The sequence below is a fragment of the Shewanella sp. SM55 genome (genome assembly GCF_025654025.1).
Taxonomy (GTDB): Bacteria; Pseudomonadota; Gammaproteobacteria; order Enterobacterales; family Shewanellaceae; genus Shewanella; species Shewanella oncorhynchi.
Genome location: NZ_JAKKRS010000015.1, coordinates 94,996 through 111,115, shown reverse-complemented (window position 1 = coordinate 111,115; position 16,120 = coordinate 94,996). Strand labels below are relative to the sequence as shown.

Annotated in this window: 13 protein-coding genes; 4 read left to right on the top strand and 9 right to left on the bottom strand. The window is 43.8% G+C overall.

All coding sequences use genetic code 11. The features are described 5' to 3' along the window. Window positions 1-138: 138 nt before the first annotated feature. Entirely contained in the window at window positions 139-1,764 is a 1,626-nt protein-coding gene (locus L5L91_RS17705) for an ATP-binding protein (RefSeq protein ID WP_263237312.1), read from the top strand. A gap of 86 nt (window positions 1,765-1,850) precedes the next feature. Here L5L91_RS17705 and tcdA read toward each other — a convergent pair whose 3' ends face one another. Further along, the gene (tcdA, locus tag L5L91_RS17700) at window positions 1,851-2,660 is read right to left on the bottom strand and encodes a tRNA cyclic N6-threonylcarbamoyladenosine(37) synthase TcdA (protein ID WP_263237311.1); all 810 of its coding nucleotides are present in this window, start codon (window positions 2,658-2,660) and stop codon (window positions 1,851-1,853) included. Window positions 2,661-3,086: 426 nt separating this feature from the next. Between tcdA and L5L91_RS17695 the strand changes: the two genes are divergently transcribed. Next, complete coding sequence (locus L5L91_RS17695) at window positions 3,087-4,151, top strand: porin (RefSeq protein WP_263237308.1); 1,065 nt, start codon at window positions 3,087-3,089, stop codon at window positions 4,149-4,151. Between the two features lie 435 nt (window positions 4,152-4,586). Next, complete coding sequence (locus L5L91_RS17690; protein WP_263237306.1) at window positions 4,587-5,645, top strand: porin; 1,059 nt, start codon at window positions 4,587-4,589, stop codon at window positions 5,643-5,645. Between the two features lie 165 nt (window positions 5,646-5,810). Here the strand turns inward: L5L91_RS17690 and parC are convergent, their stop codons facing one another. The 7 genes from parC to nudF are packed head-to-tail and all read right to left on the bottom strand — an operon-like array spanning window position 5,811 to window position 13,754. Further along, entirely contained in the window at window positions 5,811-8,087 is a 2,277-nt protein-coding gene (gene parC, locus L5L91_RS17685) for a DNA topoisomerase IV subunit A (RefSeq protein ID WP_198573784.1), read from the bottom strand. Further along, window positions 8,080-9,252, bottom strand: a complete 1,173-nt coding sequence (locus tag L5L91_RS17680; RefSeq protein ID WP_105251474.1) for a PQQ-dependent sugar dehydrogenase — start codon at window positions 9,250-9,252, stop codon at window positions 8,080-8,082. The genes parC and L5L91_RS17680 overlap by 8 nt, the downstream gene beginning before the upstream one ends. A 52-nt stretch (window positions 9,253-9,304) precedes the next feature. Next, entirely contained in the window at window positions 9,305-11,191 is a 1,887-nt protein-coding gene (gene parE / locus L5L91_RS17675) for a DNA topoisomerase IV subunit B (protein ID WP_105251473.1), read from the bottom strand. 56 nt (window positions 11,192-11,247) lie between these two features. Then, complete coding sequence (locus tag L5L91_RS17670) at window positions 11,248-11,823, bottom strand: YqiA/YcfP family alpha/beta fold hydrolase (protein ID WP_263237305.1); 576 nt, start codon at window positions 11,821-11,823, stop codon at window positions 11,248-11,250. A gap of 26 nt (window positions 11,824-11,849) precedes the next feature. Beyond that, window positions 11,850-12,689 (bottom strand): 3',5'-cyclic-AMP phosphodiesterase, encoded by an 840-nt coding sequence (gene cpdA, locus L5L91_RS17665; protein ID WP_105251471.1) that lies wholly within the window; start codon window positions 12,687-12,689, stop codon window positions 11,850-11,852. 15 nt (window positions 12,690-12,704) lie between these two features. Next, window positions 12,705-13,145, bottom strand: a complete 441-nt coding sequence (locus L5L91_RS17660) for a DUF1249 domain-containing protein (protein WP_105251470.1) — start codon at window positions 13,143-13,145, stop codon at window positions 12,705-12,707. Window positions 13,146-13,151: 6 nt separating this feature from the next. Beyond that, a complete protein-coding gene (gene nudF, locus L5L91_RS17655; protein WP_263164698.1) occupies window positions 13,152-13,754 on the bottom strand; it encodes an ADP-ribose diphosphatase in 603 nt (200 codons plus the stop codon). A gap of 244 nt (window positions 13,755-13,998) precedes the next feature. Between nudF and tolC the strand changes: the two genes are divergently transcribed. Beyond that, window positions 13,999-15,306, top strand: coding sequence for an outer membrane channel protein TolC (tolC, locus tag L5L91_RS17650; protein ID WP_105251469.1), 1,308 nt, complete (start codon window positions 13,999-14,001; stop codon window positions 15,304-15,306). A 76-nt stretch (window positions 15,307-15,382) separates the two neighbouring features. Here the strand turns inward: tolC and L5L91_RS17645 are convergent, their stop codons facing one another. After that, the gene (locus tag L5L91_RS17645; protein ID WP_131524113.1) at window positions 15,383-16,120 is read right to left on the bottom strand and encodes a TIGR04219 family outer membrane beta-barrel protein; all 738 of its coding nucleotides are present in this window, start codon (window positions 16,118-16,120) and stop codon (window positions 15,383-15,385) included.

Genomic DNA, 16,120 nt, shown 5'->3' with positions numbered 1-16,120 from the left:
TATCGGCTAATAAGCAAATTTAATGCCACAAATTAAGACATATTTCGTTGATTTTATCTGCGAGAAAATGCACTTTCTGGATCTGTAGGTCTATGCTTATAAGCATCTCAAGCCGCTATTGCATAAAGAAAATTTAAGATGCTGACATTCTTTAGCCAACTTATCAAAAGCCCCATAGGCAGGCACCTTACCCTGTCTATTGTACTTTTTAGTTCTGTTATCACCTTAATCACCACAGCGTATCAGTTGATCAGTGATTATCGCAATGATGTAGTGCGTATCGATAGAGTATTTTCCAACATGGAAAAGGTGAACTTAGATGTGCTCGCCGCCAGTATTTGGGTTATTGACGAGCGGCTCATTAACACTCAGCTCAATGGGCTAATTCAGCTGCCCGATATTAACTATATTTCGATTAAAGATGACAGCGGCCAAGCATGGAATGCAGGCGAGCAAAAACAAGAACACTCCTTAGATAAAACCTTTCCTTTAGTCTATAAATCACCGACTGAAAACATCAATGTCGGCACACTCGAAATACAAGTCGATGTCGATGCTATCTATCAACGCTTGTATGATAAGGCCATTATCATTCTGCTTTCTAATGGCATTAAAACCTTCTTAGTGGCTGGGTTTATTCTATTTTTAGTGTGGTTCAACATTACTAAACACTTAGATAAACTCAGCCAATACTGCAAAAATATCGACATAGACCATGAATATGAGCCACTACAATTTGTCCGTCATGAAAAAATTGATGAATTCAAACAAGTCGCCGATTCCATCAATAGCATGCAAGTACAACTTAGAAGCTCATTTAGCGCCTTAAAGAATTCTAAGACGGAACTGCAAATAGCCTTAGAAGATAGAGAGCGGCTACTCAAGCTCGAACGTAGCTATAAAGAAGAGCTAGCAAGACAAGTTAAAGAAAGAACACTAGAGTTAGAACAATCCCTTAGCGCACTAAAACGAGCACAACAGGTTTTAGTTGAGCAAGAAAAAATGGCGGCCTTGGGTGGACTCGTGTCAGGGGTTGCCCATGAGATAAACACCCCAATTGGCATTTGTTTGACGGCGGCGAGTGCGCAGCTCAGCCATATTGAAGAACTGATCGACCTGATCCACAGCGATCAAGCCACATTAGATGAGATAAATGAAATACTTAATGAGTACCAAGAAAGCTGTGAACTCATTGTCCGTAATATCACTAAAGCCAGTAGTTTAATTCAAAAATTTAAAACGATCGCCATCGATCGCAGTCATGAAGAACACCAATGCTGTAATCTAAACCAGCAGCTACATGAAATCCTAGAGTCGACATTAATTATGCATCCCAATGTTAACGCCTCAACGGAGATCAACGTGGAGCCTACACTCAATATCAAAACCAATATCAGTTTGTTAAATCAAATTGTTAGTAATATTCTCTCGAACGCCTTCACCCATGCATTCCAAGGACATGAAGACAATCTTATCCACATTAGTGCGACTTTGGATGAAGAATCAATTCAAATCAGCATTCAAAATAATGGCTTAGCCATTCCAGCCGATGTTGCTGAGCACATGTTCGAACCCTTCTTTACGACAAATCGTAATAAAGGTGGTACTGGCTTAGGATTATCAGCGGCCTTTAATGCCGCAACACTGTTGAAAGGCACTATGAGTTATCGCGCAGACTCAAAACTAGGCGGCCCACAATTTGATATTAAATTTCCATACACTCAATATGAACCAGTCAATAATCAACAAGATTTTTATATCTAGGTATAACCTAATGAAATTACATAATATTGAAGGGGCATCACCGCCCTTGAAAGCGGTGATATCTTGACTGAATCTAGGTTAAGAGTTTAAACCGCCTCTTGAGCCTGCTGTGCCAATCGCGCTAACACGCGACTTGCCGCCACAAAACCAAATGTCCCAGTGACCATAGTCACAGCCCCAAAGCCAGAAGCACAATCCATCCTCATGCTGCCATCAGCCGCCGCTTTAGTACCGCACACTGAGCCATCGGCTTGGGGATACACTAACTGCTCACTGGAAAAAACAGCATCGATAGCAAACCGGCGTTGCACGTTTTTAGAGAAGTTATACTCGCGGCGCAAAATATTACGCACTTTGGCTAGCAAAGGATCTTGGTAGGTTTTAGCGAGATCAGTTAACTGAATTTGCGTCGGATCTGTCTGCCCGCCCGCACCGCCCACTGTCACTATCTTAATTTTTTGACGTTTACACCAAGCAATTAACGCAGCCTTCTGCTTAACGGCATCAATACAATCAATAACATAATCAATATTGCCACCCTCTTTAGCTCCAAGCAAATACTCGCCTAGATTATCCAATGTAATAAAATCTTCAATTTCATTCACTTGACAATCAGGATTAATTTCACGGATCCGTTGTGCCATCACAGCAACTTTAGAACCGCCGATGGTGGAGCTAAGAGCATGTATTTGACGGTTAGTGTTAGTGACACAGATATCGTCTAAATCCATCAAGCTTATCTGTCCGATGCCGCTTCGCGCTAAGGCCTCTGCCGCCCAAGTACCTACGCCACCAATACCAATCACCACCACGTGGGATGTGGCAAATTTAGCCAACGCCTTTTGTCCATACAAACGGCCAATTCCGCCAAATCGATTTAGATAGGCCTCAGTCATAAATACTTACCTTATATTACCCAATAACAGCAGGAGCGCTTGCCCTAGCATCGAATGGATGCCAACAGGGGCAGCTTAATAGCAACACCAGAAATGTGCCGTGGATTCTAAACGATATCGACATAAACCGAAATCAGATCCTCAGCCACCAAACACTAGATGCAAAGGGATACGAATACTAAATGAGTGTAATAAAAGCAAAGGCCCATCATTTACCACCGAGTCATTTGGTAATCGACTTAATAAAAACATGTATTTCACTTGTAAAACAATATGTTGAATAAGCCATCCTTTATATGAAACTTGATCAAGATCACACTTTATCATTTCAAGTCTGTGCAGACTTTACCGCATAAAAGCTCAACAGCATGCATAGATACTGAAGTTATCAATGCATATAACAGCGATAAGCACAGGAAAATGAAGATGAAAAAGAATCTACTGACGACGGCTATTATTTCTAGCCTCACACTCTATTCATTCACAGCACTCGCCGATGGCCCTGAATTCTATGGCCATGCTGATCTTGCCATTACCAATTCAGACACAGGTTATGCAACTCAAAACCAAAAGGAGGGCACTGTTCTTGAAAACAACTTCTCTTGGTTAGGCGTAAAAGGTTCTGAAGCTGTAAGCCCTTACTTTGACATCATTTATCAAATGGAATTTGGTGTCGAAAACTTTGACAACTCAAATAAAACCTTCAATGCCCGTAATACATTCCTAGGTATCAGAAGTGCCGCAGGTACGGCTTTAGTGGGTCGTAACGATACCGTATTTAAAGCAGCTGAAGGTAGCTTCGATCTTTTCGGTAATACCAATGCTGATATCGACTTACTAGTTGCAGGCCAAACACGCTCCGCCGATGGCATTTCTTACTATTCACCTAAAATTGCCGATCTCGTGATGCTTAATGCCACTTATCTGATGAGTGATAACTATGACCAAGTGGATAGCAATGGCAACGACGTGTATAGCAAAGATCAAATGTATGCTCTGAGCGCCACCTTAGGGGATAAAGCCTTTAAAGCACAAAACTACTATGTCGCTGCCGCCTATAGTGATGGTATTGATAACGTTGAAGCCTATCGTGGTGTGGCCCAAGCTAAATTCGGTGACATAATCTTAGGTGCCTTATATCAACACAGTGAGCATGTGGATGATAAGTTTGCCAATCTCTCAGGCGATACCTATTTTGTCAACGCAGCCTACTTAATTGGCGACTTAAAACTAAAGATGATGTACGGCAAAGATGACTCAGGTCTAGGCAAGTACGTGAGCCGTTATGTTGGTGACCAAGACAACAGTGGCCTAGAACAGGTCCGTGATGTTGACCTGCAACAGTTCAGTGTGGGCGCAGATTACCGCCTGAGCACTAAGACTATGGTCTATGGCCACTACACGCGCTTCGATGGTGATCTTATGTTGGCCGATGTAAAGCAAGACCTGAATGACAACATCTTTACTGTCGGTTTACGCGTTGATTTTTAAATAGATTAATCAACTAACCCCAAGGTTATTTATTGATAAAAAAGCGGCTTCGGCCGCTTTTTCTGCTTAGATATCGCCCCCAAACACAAATCTATAACCAATATGACAGACTTGCTACAGCATTAGTATATGCTACAGTTACCCTCGCCGACGCACTATCTAAGGCAATCCGCCTTACCTACCACTTAAGTAGTAAGTGAAAAATAGAGTTTTACCCCTTTCAGGTAAATTTGCAGTCAAGATATAAGGAAAGATCCCAGAAATGGCCCGAATATAGGCAAGGAGAGCCAAAAACATGATCTGCGCCACAGCCTGCGAGTCGTAAAACTGTAAAAATCGGCGGCAACTTTGTTACCGACTCAGGTAGCAAATGCGTTAAACCACACAAAAACCATGAAAAATGGATAAGAACTTAGGTTCGAGGGAGCACAAAACATGAAAAAGACATTCATCTCTGCATCAGTTGCATCAGTATTAGCATTGGCTTCATTCGGTGCGCTAGCCGAAGGCCCAAGCTTCTATGGTCGTTTAGAGCTTGCTCTAACCCATACTGACACAGGTGCCACTCTACAATCAGGTACTAACGGCTTAGAAGCAAACTATGCCGATGAGAATAACGCAGGTACTTATTTAGAAAACAACTTCTCTCTATTAGGTGTTAAAGGTTCAGAAAAAATCGCTGATGGCTTTGACGTTATCTACCAAATGGAATTCCAAGTTGAAAACACTTCTGGTGCAGGTGATGTTTTCAAAGCACGTAACACTTTCTTAGGTTTAAAAACTAACGCTGGTACTGTGTTAGTGGGTCGTAATGACTCAGTATTCAAACAAGCCGAAGGTGCTGTGGATATTTTCGGTAACACTAACGCCGATATCGACCGTTTAGTCAGTGCCCAAACTCGTACTGCCGATGGTGCTTGGTACTATTCACCAAAAATTGCAGGCTTAGTGACATTAAACGCTAACTATCAATTTGATGATAACGACACTACAGCTAAGACTTCTGAAAGCCTATATGCATTAAGCGCAACTCTAGGTGACAGCAAGTTTAAAGAACAGAATTACTATGCTGCAGTAGCCTATAACAAAGGCATTGCTGGTGTTGATGCATACCGTTTAGTTGGCCAAGCAAAATTCGGTCAATTCAAAGTTGGTGGTTTATTCCAAAACTCTGAAGATATTGTGAACAATGACATCGAAGGTAACACTTACTTTGTTAACGTTTCTTATGATCTGAACGGTGTAAACCTGAAGGCTGAATACGGCATTGATGAAGCTGGTTTAGGTGGCGCTTACACTAAACTGGGCGGCGTAAAAGGTGCTGATGACATCAACTTCCAAAACTTCAACATTGGTGCTGATTATCGCTTAGCGAAATCAACTATGATCTATGGTCAATACGCTATGTACCGTGGTGATTTTACTGTTGCTAATGCTAAAACAGATCTACAAGATGACAACGTATTCTCTGTAGGCGTACGTTACGACTTCTAATCTCTTACCTAAGAGATAATAGAAACCTACTGTAGTAATACAGTAGGTTTTTTTATGCCTCAAATCTAATCCAAAACGCAAAAAATAAAAAACCACCTAAGCCAAACTGAGGTGGTTTTAGTTAACCCATTTAATTCTTTACAGCATTGAAACCATTACAAAGCATTAGATGCTCGCTAAAGCATCACCACCGTCACCTAATTCAACGCTATCGACACGTTGTAATCCTCTAGGCAATTTTGCACCACGACGTCCACGTTCACCTCGATAATGCTCAAGATCGCTTGGCTTCAGTGTGAGTTTGCGCTTACCTGCCCACAAGGTAACCGGCGTATCACTCGGCACTAATTGTAAATGCGTCATAAGTTCATCCCGATTCTTGGCCCTTTCGGTTGGTATGCCAATAATTTTATTACCTTTACCCTTGGATAATTGCGGTAACGCTTCTAGCGAAAACAGTAACATCCGCCCTTCGTTTGTGATCGCTAGCAGTGACATTTCTTTAGTGCGGTCGATCAACTTAGGCGTTAATGATTTAGCGTTTGTTGGTAGACTCAGCAAGGCTTTACCTGCCTTATTGCGCGACACCATATCGTTGTATGAACAAATAAAACCGTAACCCGCATCCGTTGCTAACAAGTAACATTGGTCTTCTTCACCCATCAACACATGCTGCATGGTTTCGCCAGGTGCCATATTGAAGCGAGTCGTAATAGGCTCACCTTGGCTACGGGCCGATGGCAGAGTATGGCTATCCGTCGCAAAAGCCCGCCCAGACGAATCAATAAACACTGCGGCCTGATTGCTACGTCCCATCGCGCTACATAGATATTGGTCGCCAGATTTATAGGAGAGCGACAAAGGATCGATATCGTGGCCCTTAGCACAACGCACCCAACCTTTTTCAGATAAGACAACAGTCACGGCTTCTGTCGGCGTTAACTCTTGTTCAGTTAATGCTTTGGACTCATTACGCAATACGATTGGCGAGCGACGATTATCGCCATAGGTTTCGGCATCTTGAATTAATTCTTTCTTGATCAACGTCTTCAAGCGACGCTCTGAGCCCAATAACTGCTCCAGTTTTTCGCGTTCGGCTTCAAGCTCATTTTGTTCGGCCGTGATCTTAAATTCTTCTAACTTAGCTAAATGCCGTAACTTTAACTCGAGGATTGATTCAGCTTGTTTATCACTGAGTGAAAAACGGGCCATCAACTCGGCTTTAGGATCATCGTGAAAACGAATAATCTCGATCACTTCATCAATGTTGAGGAAAGCGATCATTAGGGCTTCGAGTATATGTAACCGCGATACCACCTTGTCTAAACGATATTCTAAACGACGTTTAACCGTATCAACGCGGAACTCTAACCACTCAGTTAATAAAGTTTTCAACCCTTTAACTCGCGGACGTCCATCGAGACCCAGCACGTTTAAGTTAACTCTAAAGCTCTTTTCTAAATCCGTGGTGGCAAACAAATGCGCCATCAGTTGATCGCAATCGACGCGATTGGAGCGCGGCACCACCACAAGACGCACTGGGTTTTCATGATCCGACTCATCGCGTAAATCGGCCACCATAGGCAATTTTTTCGCCTGCATTTGACCAGCGATTTGCTCTAAAATTTTACCGCTACTGGCTTGATGCGGCAGCGCCGTTATGATGATTTCACCGCCATCGACAGTGTAAACCGCACGTGCTCTTAATGACCCACGGCCCGACTCATAAATTTTTGCAATATCGGCAGACGGGGTAATAATCTCGGCTTCAGTTGGATAATCAGGGCCCGGTACAAAGGCCATCAATTGCTCGAGTTCAAGCTTAGGATCATCGAGCAATGCTACGCAGGCGGAGACTAATTCTCTCACGTTATGCGGCGGAATATCCGTCGCCATACCTACGGCAATACCAGTAATACCATTGAGTAAGATATGCGGTAAACGTGCAGGCAGTACTTTAGGTTCCTTCAAAGTGCCATCGAAGTTAGCACCCCATTCAACCGTACCTTGTCCCAGTTCACTGAGTAACACTTCAGAGAATTTAGAGAGACGAGCTTCGGTATAACGCATAGCCGCAAATGACTTAGGATCATCAGGGGCCCCCCAGTTACCTTGGCCATCGACTAACGGGTAACGATATGAAAATGGCTGCGCCATCAATACCATAGCCTCATAACAGGCACTATCGCCGTGAGGATGGTATTTACCTAATACGTCACCAACCGTACGGGCCGACTTTTTATGCTTAGATTGAGCCGATAAACCTAACTCACTCATCGCATAGATAATTCGACGCTGTACCGGTTTAAGTCCATCCCCAATGTGTGGCAGGGCTCGGTCCATAATGACGTACATGGAATAGTTCAGATAAGCCTCTTCGGTAAAGCGCCGCAATGGCATTTGCTCTACCCCATCGAGACTTAACTTGATAGCGTCACTCATTTTCTTCTAGTTCCTGTGTTTCTTCAGTACTATCGCCCTTATAAAACAAGCGATACACGTTACCTTTTAAATCATCGGAGATGTACATAGCACCATCGGATGCCGATAACAGCGCAAAGGGTCGAGCAACGGGAAATTCACCGTCAAGGAAACTAACAACCGTTTCACGACTCACCACTTTTTGATCTTCAATCTTAAGCATAACTACTTGATAGCCAACTTTACTCGAACGATTCCACGAGCCATTTTCGGCGACAAACAACTGATTATGGTAAATATCGGGAAATTGACTGCCGCGATAAAATGCAAGTCCCGTGGGTGCAACATGGGCTGGCAACTCATACATTGGCAGAGTGATTTTTAAGTTTTTCGGTTTTTCATAGGCAGGTTCGACAACACTACTGGCATGTAAATAAGGAAAGCCATAATGACTCCCTATCACATCGATGCGGTTAATCTCATCGGGTGGCAAGTTGTCCCCCATCCAATCACGTCCTTGATCGGCAAACCATAATTTTTTGTCTATTGGCGACCAATCAAATCCACTTGCATCACGCACACCAGCCGCAATCTGCTCACTCGCGCCAGTATCAACATTGATCGCTATGATACTACTGTAAGGCACTGGCGCTTCACAGACGTTACAGGGCGCACCAATAGACACATATAAACGGCCATCTGGGCCAAAATTAATTGCCCGAGAACTTTTCTTCTCTGAGTAAGGTAAGTCACTGTAAATCTCTTTGGGTCGACTCGGGCGGCGCAATCTTTGCTCAATATCAACAAAGCGCACTATTTGATTTTCAGTGGCGACAAACAAATCACCATTGTGGAATGCAATCGCATCGGGTGATTCAAGCCCTTTGGCTATCACATAGCGCTTATCGACACGACCATCTTGATTACTATCAACGAGAGCATGGATAGTGCCGCTCTTATTGGAACCGACAAATAAAGTGCCATTAGCCCCCATCGCCATCTGCTTAGCATCGCCAATATCCGAGGCATAAAGCGATAAACCAAACCCCTTAGCGACGGTAATCATGATCGATTGGGAACCCGCAAAGGCGCTATTGCAGAGCAATAACGTCACACTCGCTAAGAGCGTAAAACCGGCAGAAAACACCTTTAAGCAATTATAATTATTAGTTTTAATATACAACATTGTAATTTTCTTTATGCCTATGTTTTATTGTTATCGGCAATAGTGCACAACATTAAAGTAAAGCCATGTCACCCTTATCTTCAAGCCAGTTTTTACGGTCCGGCGAACGCTTCTTAGCGAGCAACATATCCATCAAAGCATCCGTTTCTTCGATGTCATCTATCGTCAACTGTACTAAACGACGAGTGTTTGGATCCATCGTTGTTTCACGAAGTTGTAAAGGATTCATCTCACCCAAGCCCTTAAAGCGGGTGACTTGTACCTTACCCTTTTTATTCTCAGCGGCAATACGGTCTAAAATACCCGCTCTTTCTGCCTCATCTAAGGCGTAATAAACCTCTTTGCCGATATCAATACGGAACAACGGCGGCATAGCAATATACACATGACCCTGCTCAACTAAGATACGGTAATGCTTCAAAAATAGCGCGCATAACAAGGTAGCAATGTGCAGTCCGTCTGAGTCGGCATCCGCAAGGATACAAATCTTGCCATAACGTAATTCAGAGATATCACTACTATCGGGATCGCAACCAATCGCGACCGAAATATCATGGACTTCCTGTGAAGCTAACACCTGTGAAGCATCGACTTCCCAGGTATTCAAGATTTTGCCACGCAGCGGCATGATGGCTTGAAACTCACGATCGCGGGCCTGTTTAGCACTACCACCCGCAGAATCCCCTTCCACGAGGAATAACTCTCCGCGCATCGGATCTTGGCCACTACAGTCTGTCAGCTTACCCGGCAGTGCAGGTCCCGAAGTCACCTTTTTGCGGGCCACTTTTTTGGCGGCCTTTAAACGACTCTGGGCATTATTAATGCACATTTCGGCTAAGGATTCAGCTAATTCGGTATTTGAGTTCAACCAGAGTGAGAATGCGTCACGCACAACGCCAGACACAAAAGCAGCGCATTGGCGACTAGAAAGCTTTTCTTTTGTTTGACCAGCGAATTGCGGTTCTTGCATCTTCACCGACAATATAAACGCGGCGCGATCCCAAATGTCTTCGGGTGACAGTTTAATACCACGGGGAATTAAATTTCTGAACTCACAGAACTCCCGCATAGATTCCAATAAACCTTGGCGAAAACCATTCACATGGGTACCACCGAGCGGAGTCGGAATTAAGTTAACATAACTCTCGCCAATAGATTCGCCGCCTTCAGGCAACCAAGTAATGGCCCAATCTGCGGCTTCTAGTTGGCCTTTAAAGCAACCCACAAACGGCTCTTCTGGCAACCTTAAATTGTCGCCAATCGCTGCCTTCAAATAATCAGTTAGGCCGCTTTCATAGAACCATTCATGGACTTCGTTTGTCTGTTTATTGGTGAATTTGATCCGTAAACCTGGGCACAGTACCGCTTTAGCACGAAGTAGATAAATCAGTTTTGAATTTGAGAAGTTAGCTGAATCAAAATAGCTCGCATCGGGCCAAAAATGCACTCGAGTCCCCGTATTACGACGACCACAGGTCCCTGTTGGGCGTAAATCTTCAACCTTAAAGCCATTTTCAAAAGCGATGTCATACACTTGGCCATCACGGCGAACCGTGACTTCGACACGGCGCGACAAAGCGTTAACCACCGAGATACCGACACCGTGTAAACCACCGGAGAACTGATAGTTTTTATTCGAAAATTTACCGCCGGCATGCAATTTGGTCAGAATCAACTCAACCCCAGGAATGCCTTCTTCTGGGTGGATATCCACTGGCATACCACGGCCATCATCAGTGACTTCGAGGGAGTTATCAGTATGTAGAACAACTTCAATTTTTGTCGCGTGACCAGCCAATGCCTCATCGACACTGTTATCTATGACCTCTTGGCCCAAATGGTTCGGTCTGGAGGTGTCGGTATACATACCTGGACGGCGTTTAACAGGATCGAGTCCGTTGAGAACTTCAATGGCGTCAGAGGTGTATTGATTTGTCATAGGGCACGCTATAGGTTGTTATATCCGGCCATGTTGCGGCTCGGCATGTCAGTTTGTCAAGGTAAGTGTAAAAATTGGCTTACAGTTTGCAGATGCGACTCATAACCAACAAAGCTGTGATCACCACCCGCTTCAACTCGCAATTGACAGTGATGATACTTATTGACCGCTTCGCGATAATCCAGCACATCATCACCTGTCTGCAATAATACCAAAAAACGATCCGGATTGCGGATCACAGCCGTATTAAATTCAGCGACTTCAGACTTATGCTCAGATAAGACAAGATAATGCTGTTCAGTGTAAGGATTGAATTGCGGCCCCATAAACTCATCGAACAACTCAAAGGGTTTTACCGCAGGATTAACTAACACCGCTTTGCCACCATAGGTTTCGGCTAAATAGCTGGCGAAATACCCACCTAAAGATGAGCCTATATAAGCTAATGGCTCTTTGGCATCAATCGCCGCCTCAACATAAGCGGTTAAGAGCACCATCGCAGCCTTAGGTGTATTAGGCAATTGGGGCTGATGGAAGGCCACACTAGGGTGATGCAGCGCCATGTACTTAGCCGTCATCACAGCTTTATCTGAAAATGGAGAGCTATTAAAACCGTGAATATAAAGCAGCATATTTCCTCAGGCTGCGGCTATTCGCGTTAATAACCGCTAGAGTTGTTGTCGGGGGAAAAATGGTTACCCGGTACGCGATACACTTTAGTATTGATGCTACCATCGGCTTTCAACTCCAGCAAACGATAACCCGGTTGAACGCCATCCAAGGCAAAATAAGGCGATAACGGCTTAAATTGAATACAAGTGGAAGGTGTCGCCATCAACTGCAACGTGCCATGGGGCCCATTATGATGGGTATCAATACATTGGTGCACATGTCCCCAGAGCAATCCTTTGACCTGCGGATACTTTGCCACTCGCGCGATAAACTCGGCGCCATTGTCCATGCAGTGCTGATCCAGCCAAGTACAATTCACAACGATGGGATTGTGATGCATCACCAGTAAAGTATGGCATTCAGGATGTGCGGCAATGGCTTCATCAATTAATTCGAACTGAGTCTCGGCCATATTGCCGCCAGGCTTTCCCCGCACGGTTGAATCTAACATGAGGATTTGCCAGTTTCCCGCCAGAATACGCTGCTGCCCAAAAATCTGTTCACCCTGCATGTGCAGATACATGATCCGTGGATCGTCATGATTTCCAGGAAGATAATGGCAAGGTAAGCCAACGGGGGTGACTGCTTTCACAAATTGCTGATAGGACTCAGCCGAATAGTCTTGACTCAAATCGCCCGTGGCGAGCATCAAGTGAGCAGGATAGTCCACAGCTCTAATCGTATTTAATACGGCAGCAAAACTTTTGCTAGTATTAACTCCTAATAGCTGAGCTTCAGGATCGGCAAAAAGATGCGGATCTGTGACTTGCACGATACGCACGCTTTCCCCTTCAGCTATGGAGTAAGAGACAGCCTCTTTCAGCACATTGAATACCCAATTCTAAGACTGGCACACGACACTGTGTTGGTAACCAATCTTTAATAACTCTTCCAGGAATGCATTCACCTGGTACTTTTCATCACTTTGATACATGCGTACATTGGGATAATCATACACTGGGCGTAATTGGTAAATCTGTTGGCCAGTTAACACTTCTGCTAATTTAGCATCGTGATAAATTCTCACTAACACCTTGGGAGTATTGATAAACTCCTTGATTTCGATGGGACGAGATATCTCAACTAGCTGAGTATATTTGGTATTTTCTAAAATTCGCACTACTAATATACCAAACTCACCTTCGAGTCGCCATGACTCACCGATAGCTATCTCTAACGGTAACCATTTCAACATGTAACCATAATTACGCCCGCACAGTGCTAAAAAATCACTGACGTTGGGTTTATAGCGCCGTTTTAGACTCGAAGTAGCCAAATTCATCCCAACTTAAACCAGTTGCTGATAGTTCAATTGTAACCATTGTAATCCAATAACGGTCGACGCATTATCGATCTCACCCGCAACCACTCGCTCATAAGCTTGCTCGCGGCTCATGACATGCAATCGAATATCTTCGTGCTCTTCAGCTAATCCATGCAATCCACGGGCGTTGTTTGAATCGACATCAGCCCAATAGAAATAGAAACGTTCTGTACTACCACCTGGGCTCGCTAAATAGCTATTCACACTGTGTATTTGCTTAGCCATTAAGCCTGTTTCTTCCATTAATTCTCGGTGTGCAACATCCAGAGGCGTTTCTGCGGGCGCAATCATACCCGCGACTAACTCAAGAAGCCAAGGAGATTTAGCGGTTGCTAATGCAGGAAAGCGTACCTGTTCGATGAGTACGACTTTATCTTGCTTGGCATCATAGGGAAGGACTACCACAGCATGACCCCGTTCAAACACTTCGCGAGTGACAGGCTTACTCCAGCCACCAGCGAATAATTTATGCTTGAAAGTGTATTCGTCCATTGAGAAAAAACCTTGATAAAGGGATTTTTTTCCTAAGATCTCAATATCCGTTTGCGAAAAAACAGGGGGTTTCATACTCTATCCTTAAAAGTTAAATTTGCGCCTATAATCAAGGCAATTTGAGCACATTTTTAAAATAAAATCTGTTACACTTCGAATTTGACTTGAAAGTGTCAGAGTTCTTAGACTCTAGGTCATTAAGTTTTAGCTGTATCGGGAAGCGTCGGGAAGCGCAAACCGCCTTGGTAAAGGCATTACTTAGTCTAAACGAAGTTAAAATATTCCTCCGTGGGGGGATTTTGTCTAATAAGGACAGCAAATGAAATTTAAGATCCATAATTTATGCGCAGCATTAACACTTGCGGCTTCCGCTTCAGCGGTGCAAGCAGATGATTTGTTGCAAATTTATCAGCAAGCACTGACCAGCGACCCGCTCGTATTGCAAGCCCAAGCCCAGCGTAATGGTTTGTTTGAGAAAATCGAGCAAAACCGCGCTCCGCTGTTGCCAACCATTAGTGCAAACGTCGGTTATGACAAAGCTTGGAATGATCCGAAGGATGATGCAAGTGGTCTAGTAGGTAGCCTGAAATTAAATCAAGTCATCTATGATCACAGTGCTTGGGTTGGTTTAAGTCTTGCTGAGAAAGCCGCTTCTCAAGCTGATTCCGCTTATGCTTCCGCATTACAAAACTTGATTACTCGTATCACTAAAGCCTATTTCGATGTATTAACGGCGAAAGACAACTACGAGTTCCAAGGTGCAGAAAAACGCGCAATCGAGCGTCAACTTGAACAAACTAAACAACGTTTCGCAGTGGGTTTAACCGCGATTACCGATGTGCATGAAGCTCAAGCGCAATATGACTTAGCCTCAGCCACTGAAATTTTAGCCGAAAACACGCTCGCCAATAGTTATGAAGCCTTACGTGAAATCACCGGCATCGATCACAAGACGATTAATGTGCTAGATACCAACCGTTTCTCAGCCGTTACACCAGCGCCAACGTCATCTAGCGAATGGTTAAAAATTGCTGAAACCAATAGTGTTGATTTAATGACTCAACGTATTGGTAAAGATATTGCCCAAGAGACTATTAAGCTTTATCAAGCAGGCCACATGCCGTCTTTAAGCTTAAATGCCGGTTACAACAAAGGTCTTGAGCAAAAAATGGGTAATCTCAACGAACCTGATTTTGATAATGTCAGCGTTGGTGTCAACTTAAGCATTCCGATTTTCGAAGGTTTTAAAGTCAGCTCACAAGTTAATGAAGCACAATTCCAGTATGTTGAAGCAAGTGAAAAGCTTGAGCAAATTTACCGTGGTGTAGTGAAAAACGTTCGTAATAACTACAACAACGTAGGTGCTTCTATCAGCTCAATCAAAGCTTATGAGCAATCTGTTATTTCATCAGAAAGTGCCCTAAAAGCCACTCAAGCGGGTTTCGAAGTGGGTACTCGTACTATCGTTGATGTTTTGAACCGTACCCGTGACTTGTACGACTCAAAACGTAAATTATCCGATGCGCGCTATAGCTACATCAACTCAGTTGTTGCACTAAAGCAAGCTGCGGGTACATTGAATGAAGATGATGTTATCGCCATCAATAATGGCTTGATTGCACAGTAACAACACTCTCAGTCATTAAATATAAAAAACCGCCATTTGGCGGTTTTTTTATGCTTAGAAGTTAAAATCAACAAAATTAGAAGTTGATTTCAACACCCGCAAAATAACCTTTAAATTTAGTATCAGCACTCACACCCGAGAAATTACTCACATCGAATAAAAATTCACGGTAGCCTACACGTACACGCGTATCGACGGCCAAACCATCAAATTGCCAACCTAAACCAATTGCATAGTCGTGCACGCTTGACTCATTGACGCCCTGCATCAAATCAGCAAAACCGTACAAGCCTAAGCCAGGCATACCTACATGCGTACTGGCGTAACCCATCACAATACCGCTATCGACATCTTTCTCTTCTGGATGGCCAGGATCTTGAACACGCAGTGAACCATTCATTAACTTGTATGCTGCACCGAGATCCAACGACACTATGTCGTTGTCCAATATTTCGTAGTACAGCACGAAGTCTGTGTTACTCAAATCAGTATAAGCAGTAACATTACCTTTAAAATCATGACCATTGAAGTTGAAATCAGCATCCGACATGCCGCCTTTCTGATCTAAGCTATTTTCACGGATTTTAATGTTAGGGACAAATGGCAATGGGTGCTCAACTGCAATCCAATAACTGCCTTGAGCAGATGAACTGTAATCAAATGTTTGTTGTGGTTGACCTTTATCAGCAAAAGTACCGCTAGTATCGGCGCGCCAGTAATCACCACCAATAGTAAAACCAACCACAGTTGCCGCTTGGGCAGATGAGGCCATACAGAATCCTAATACCGCACTGGCGAGGAGAGTTTTTTTCAT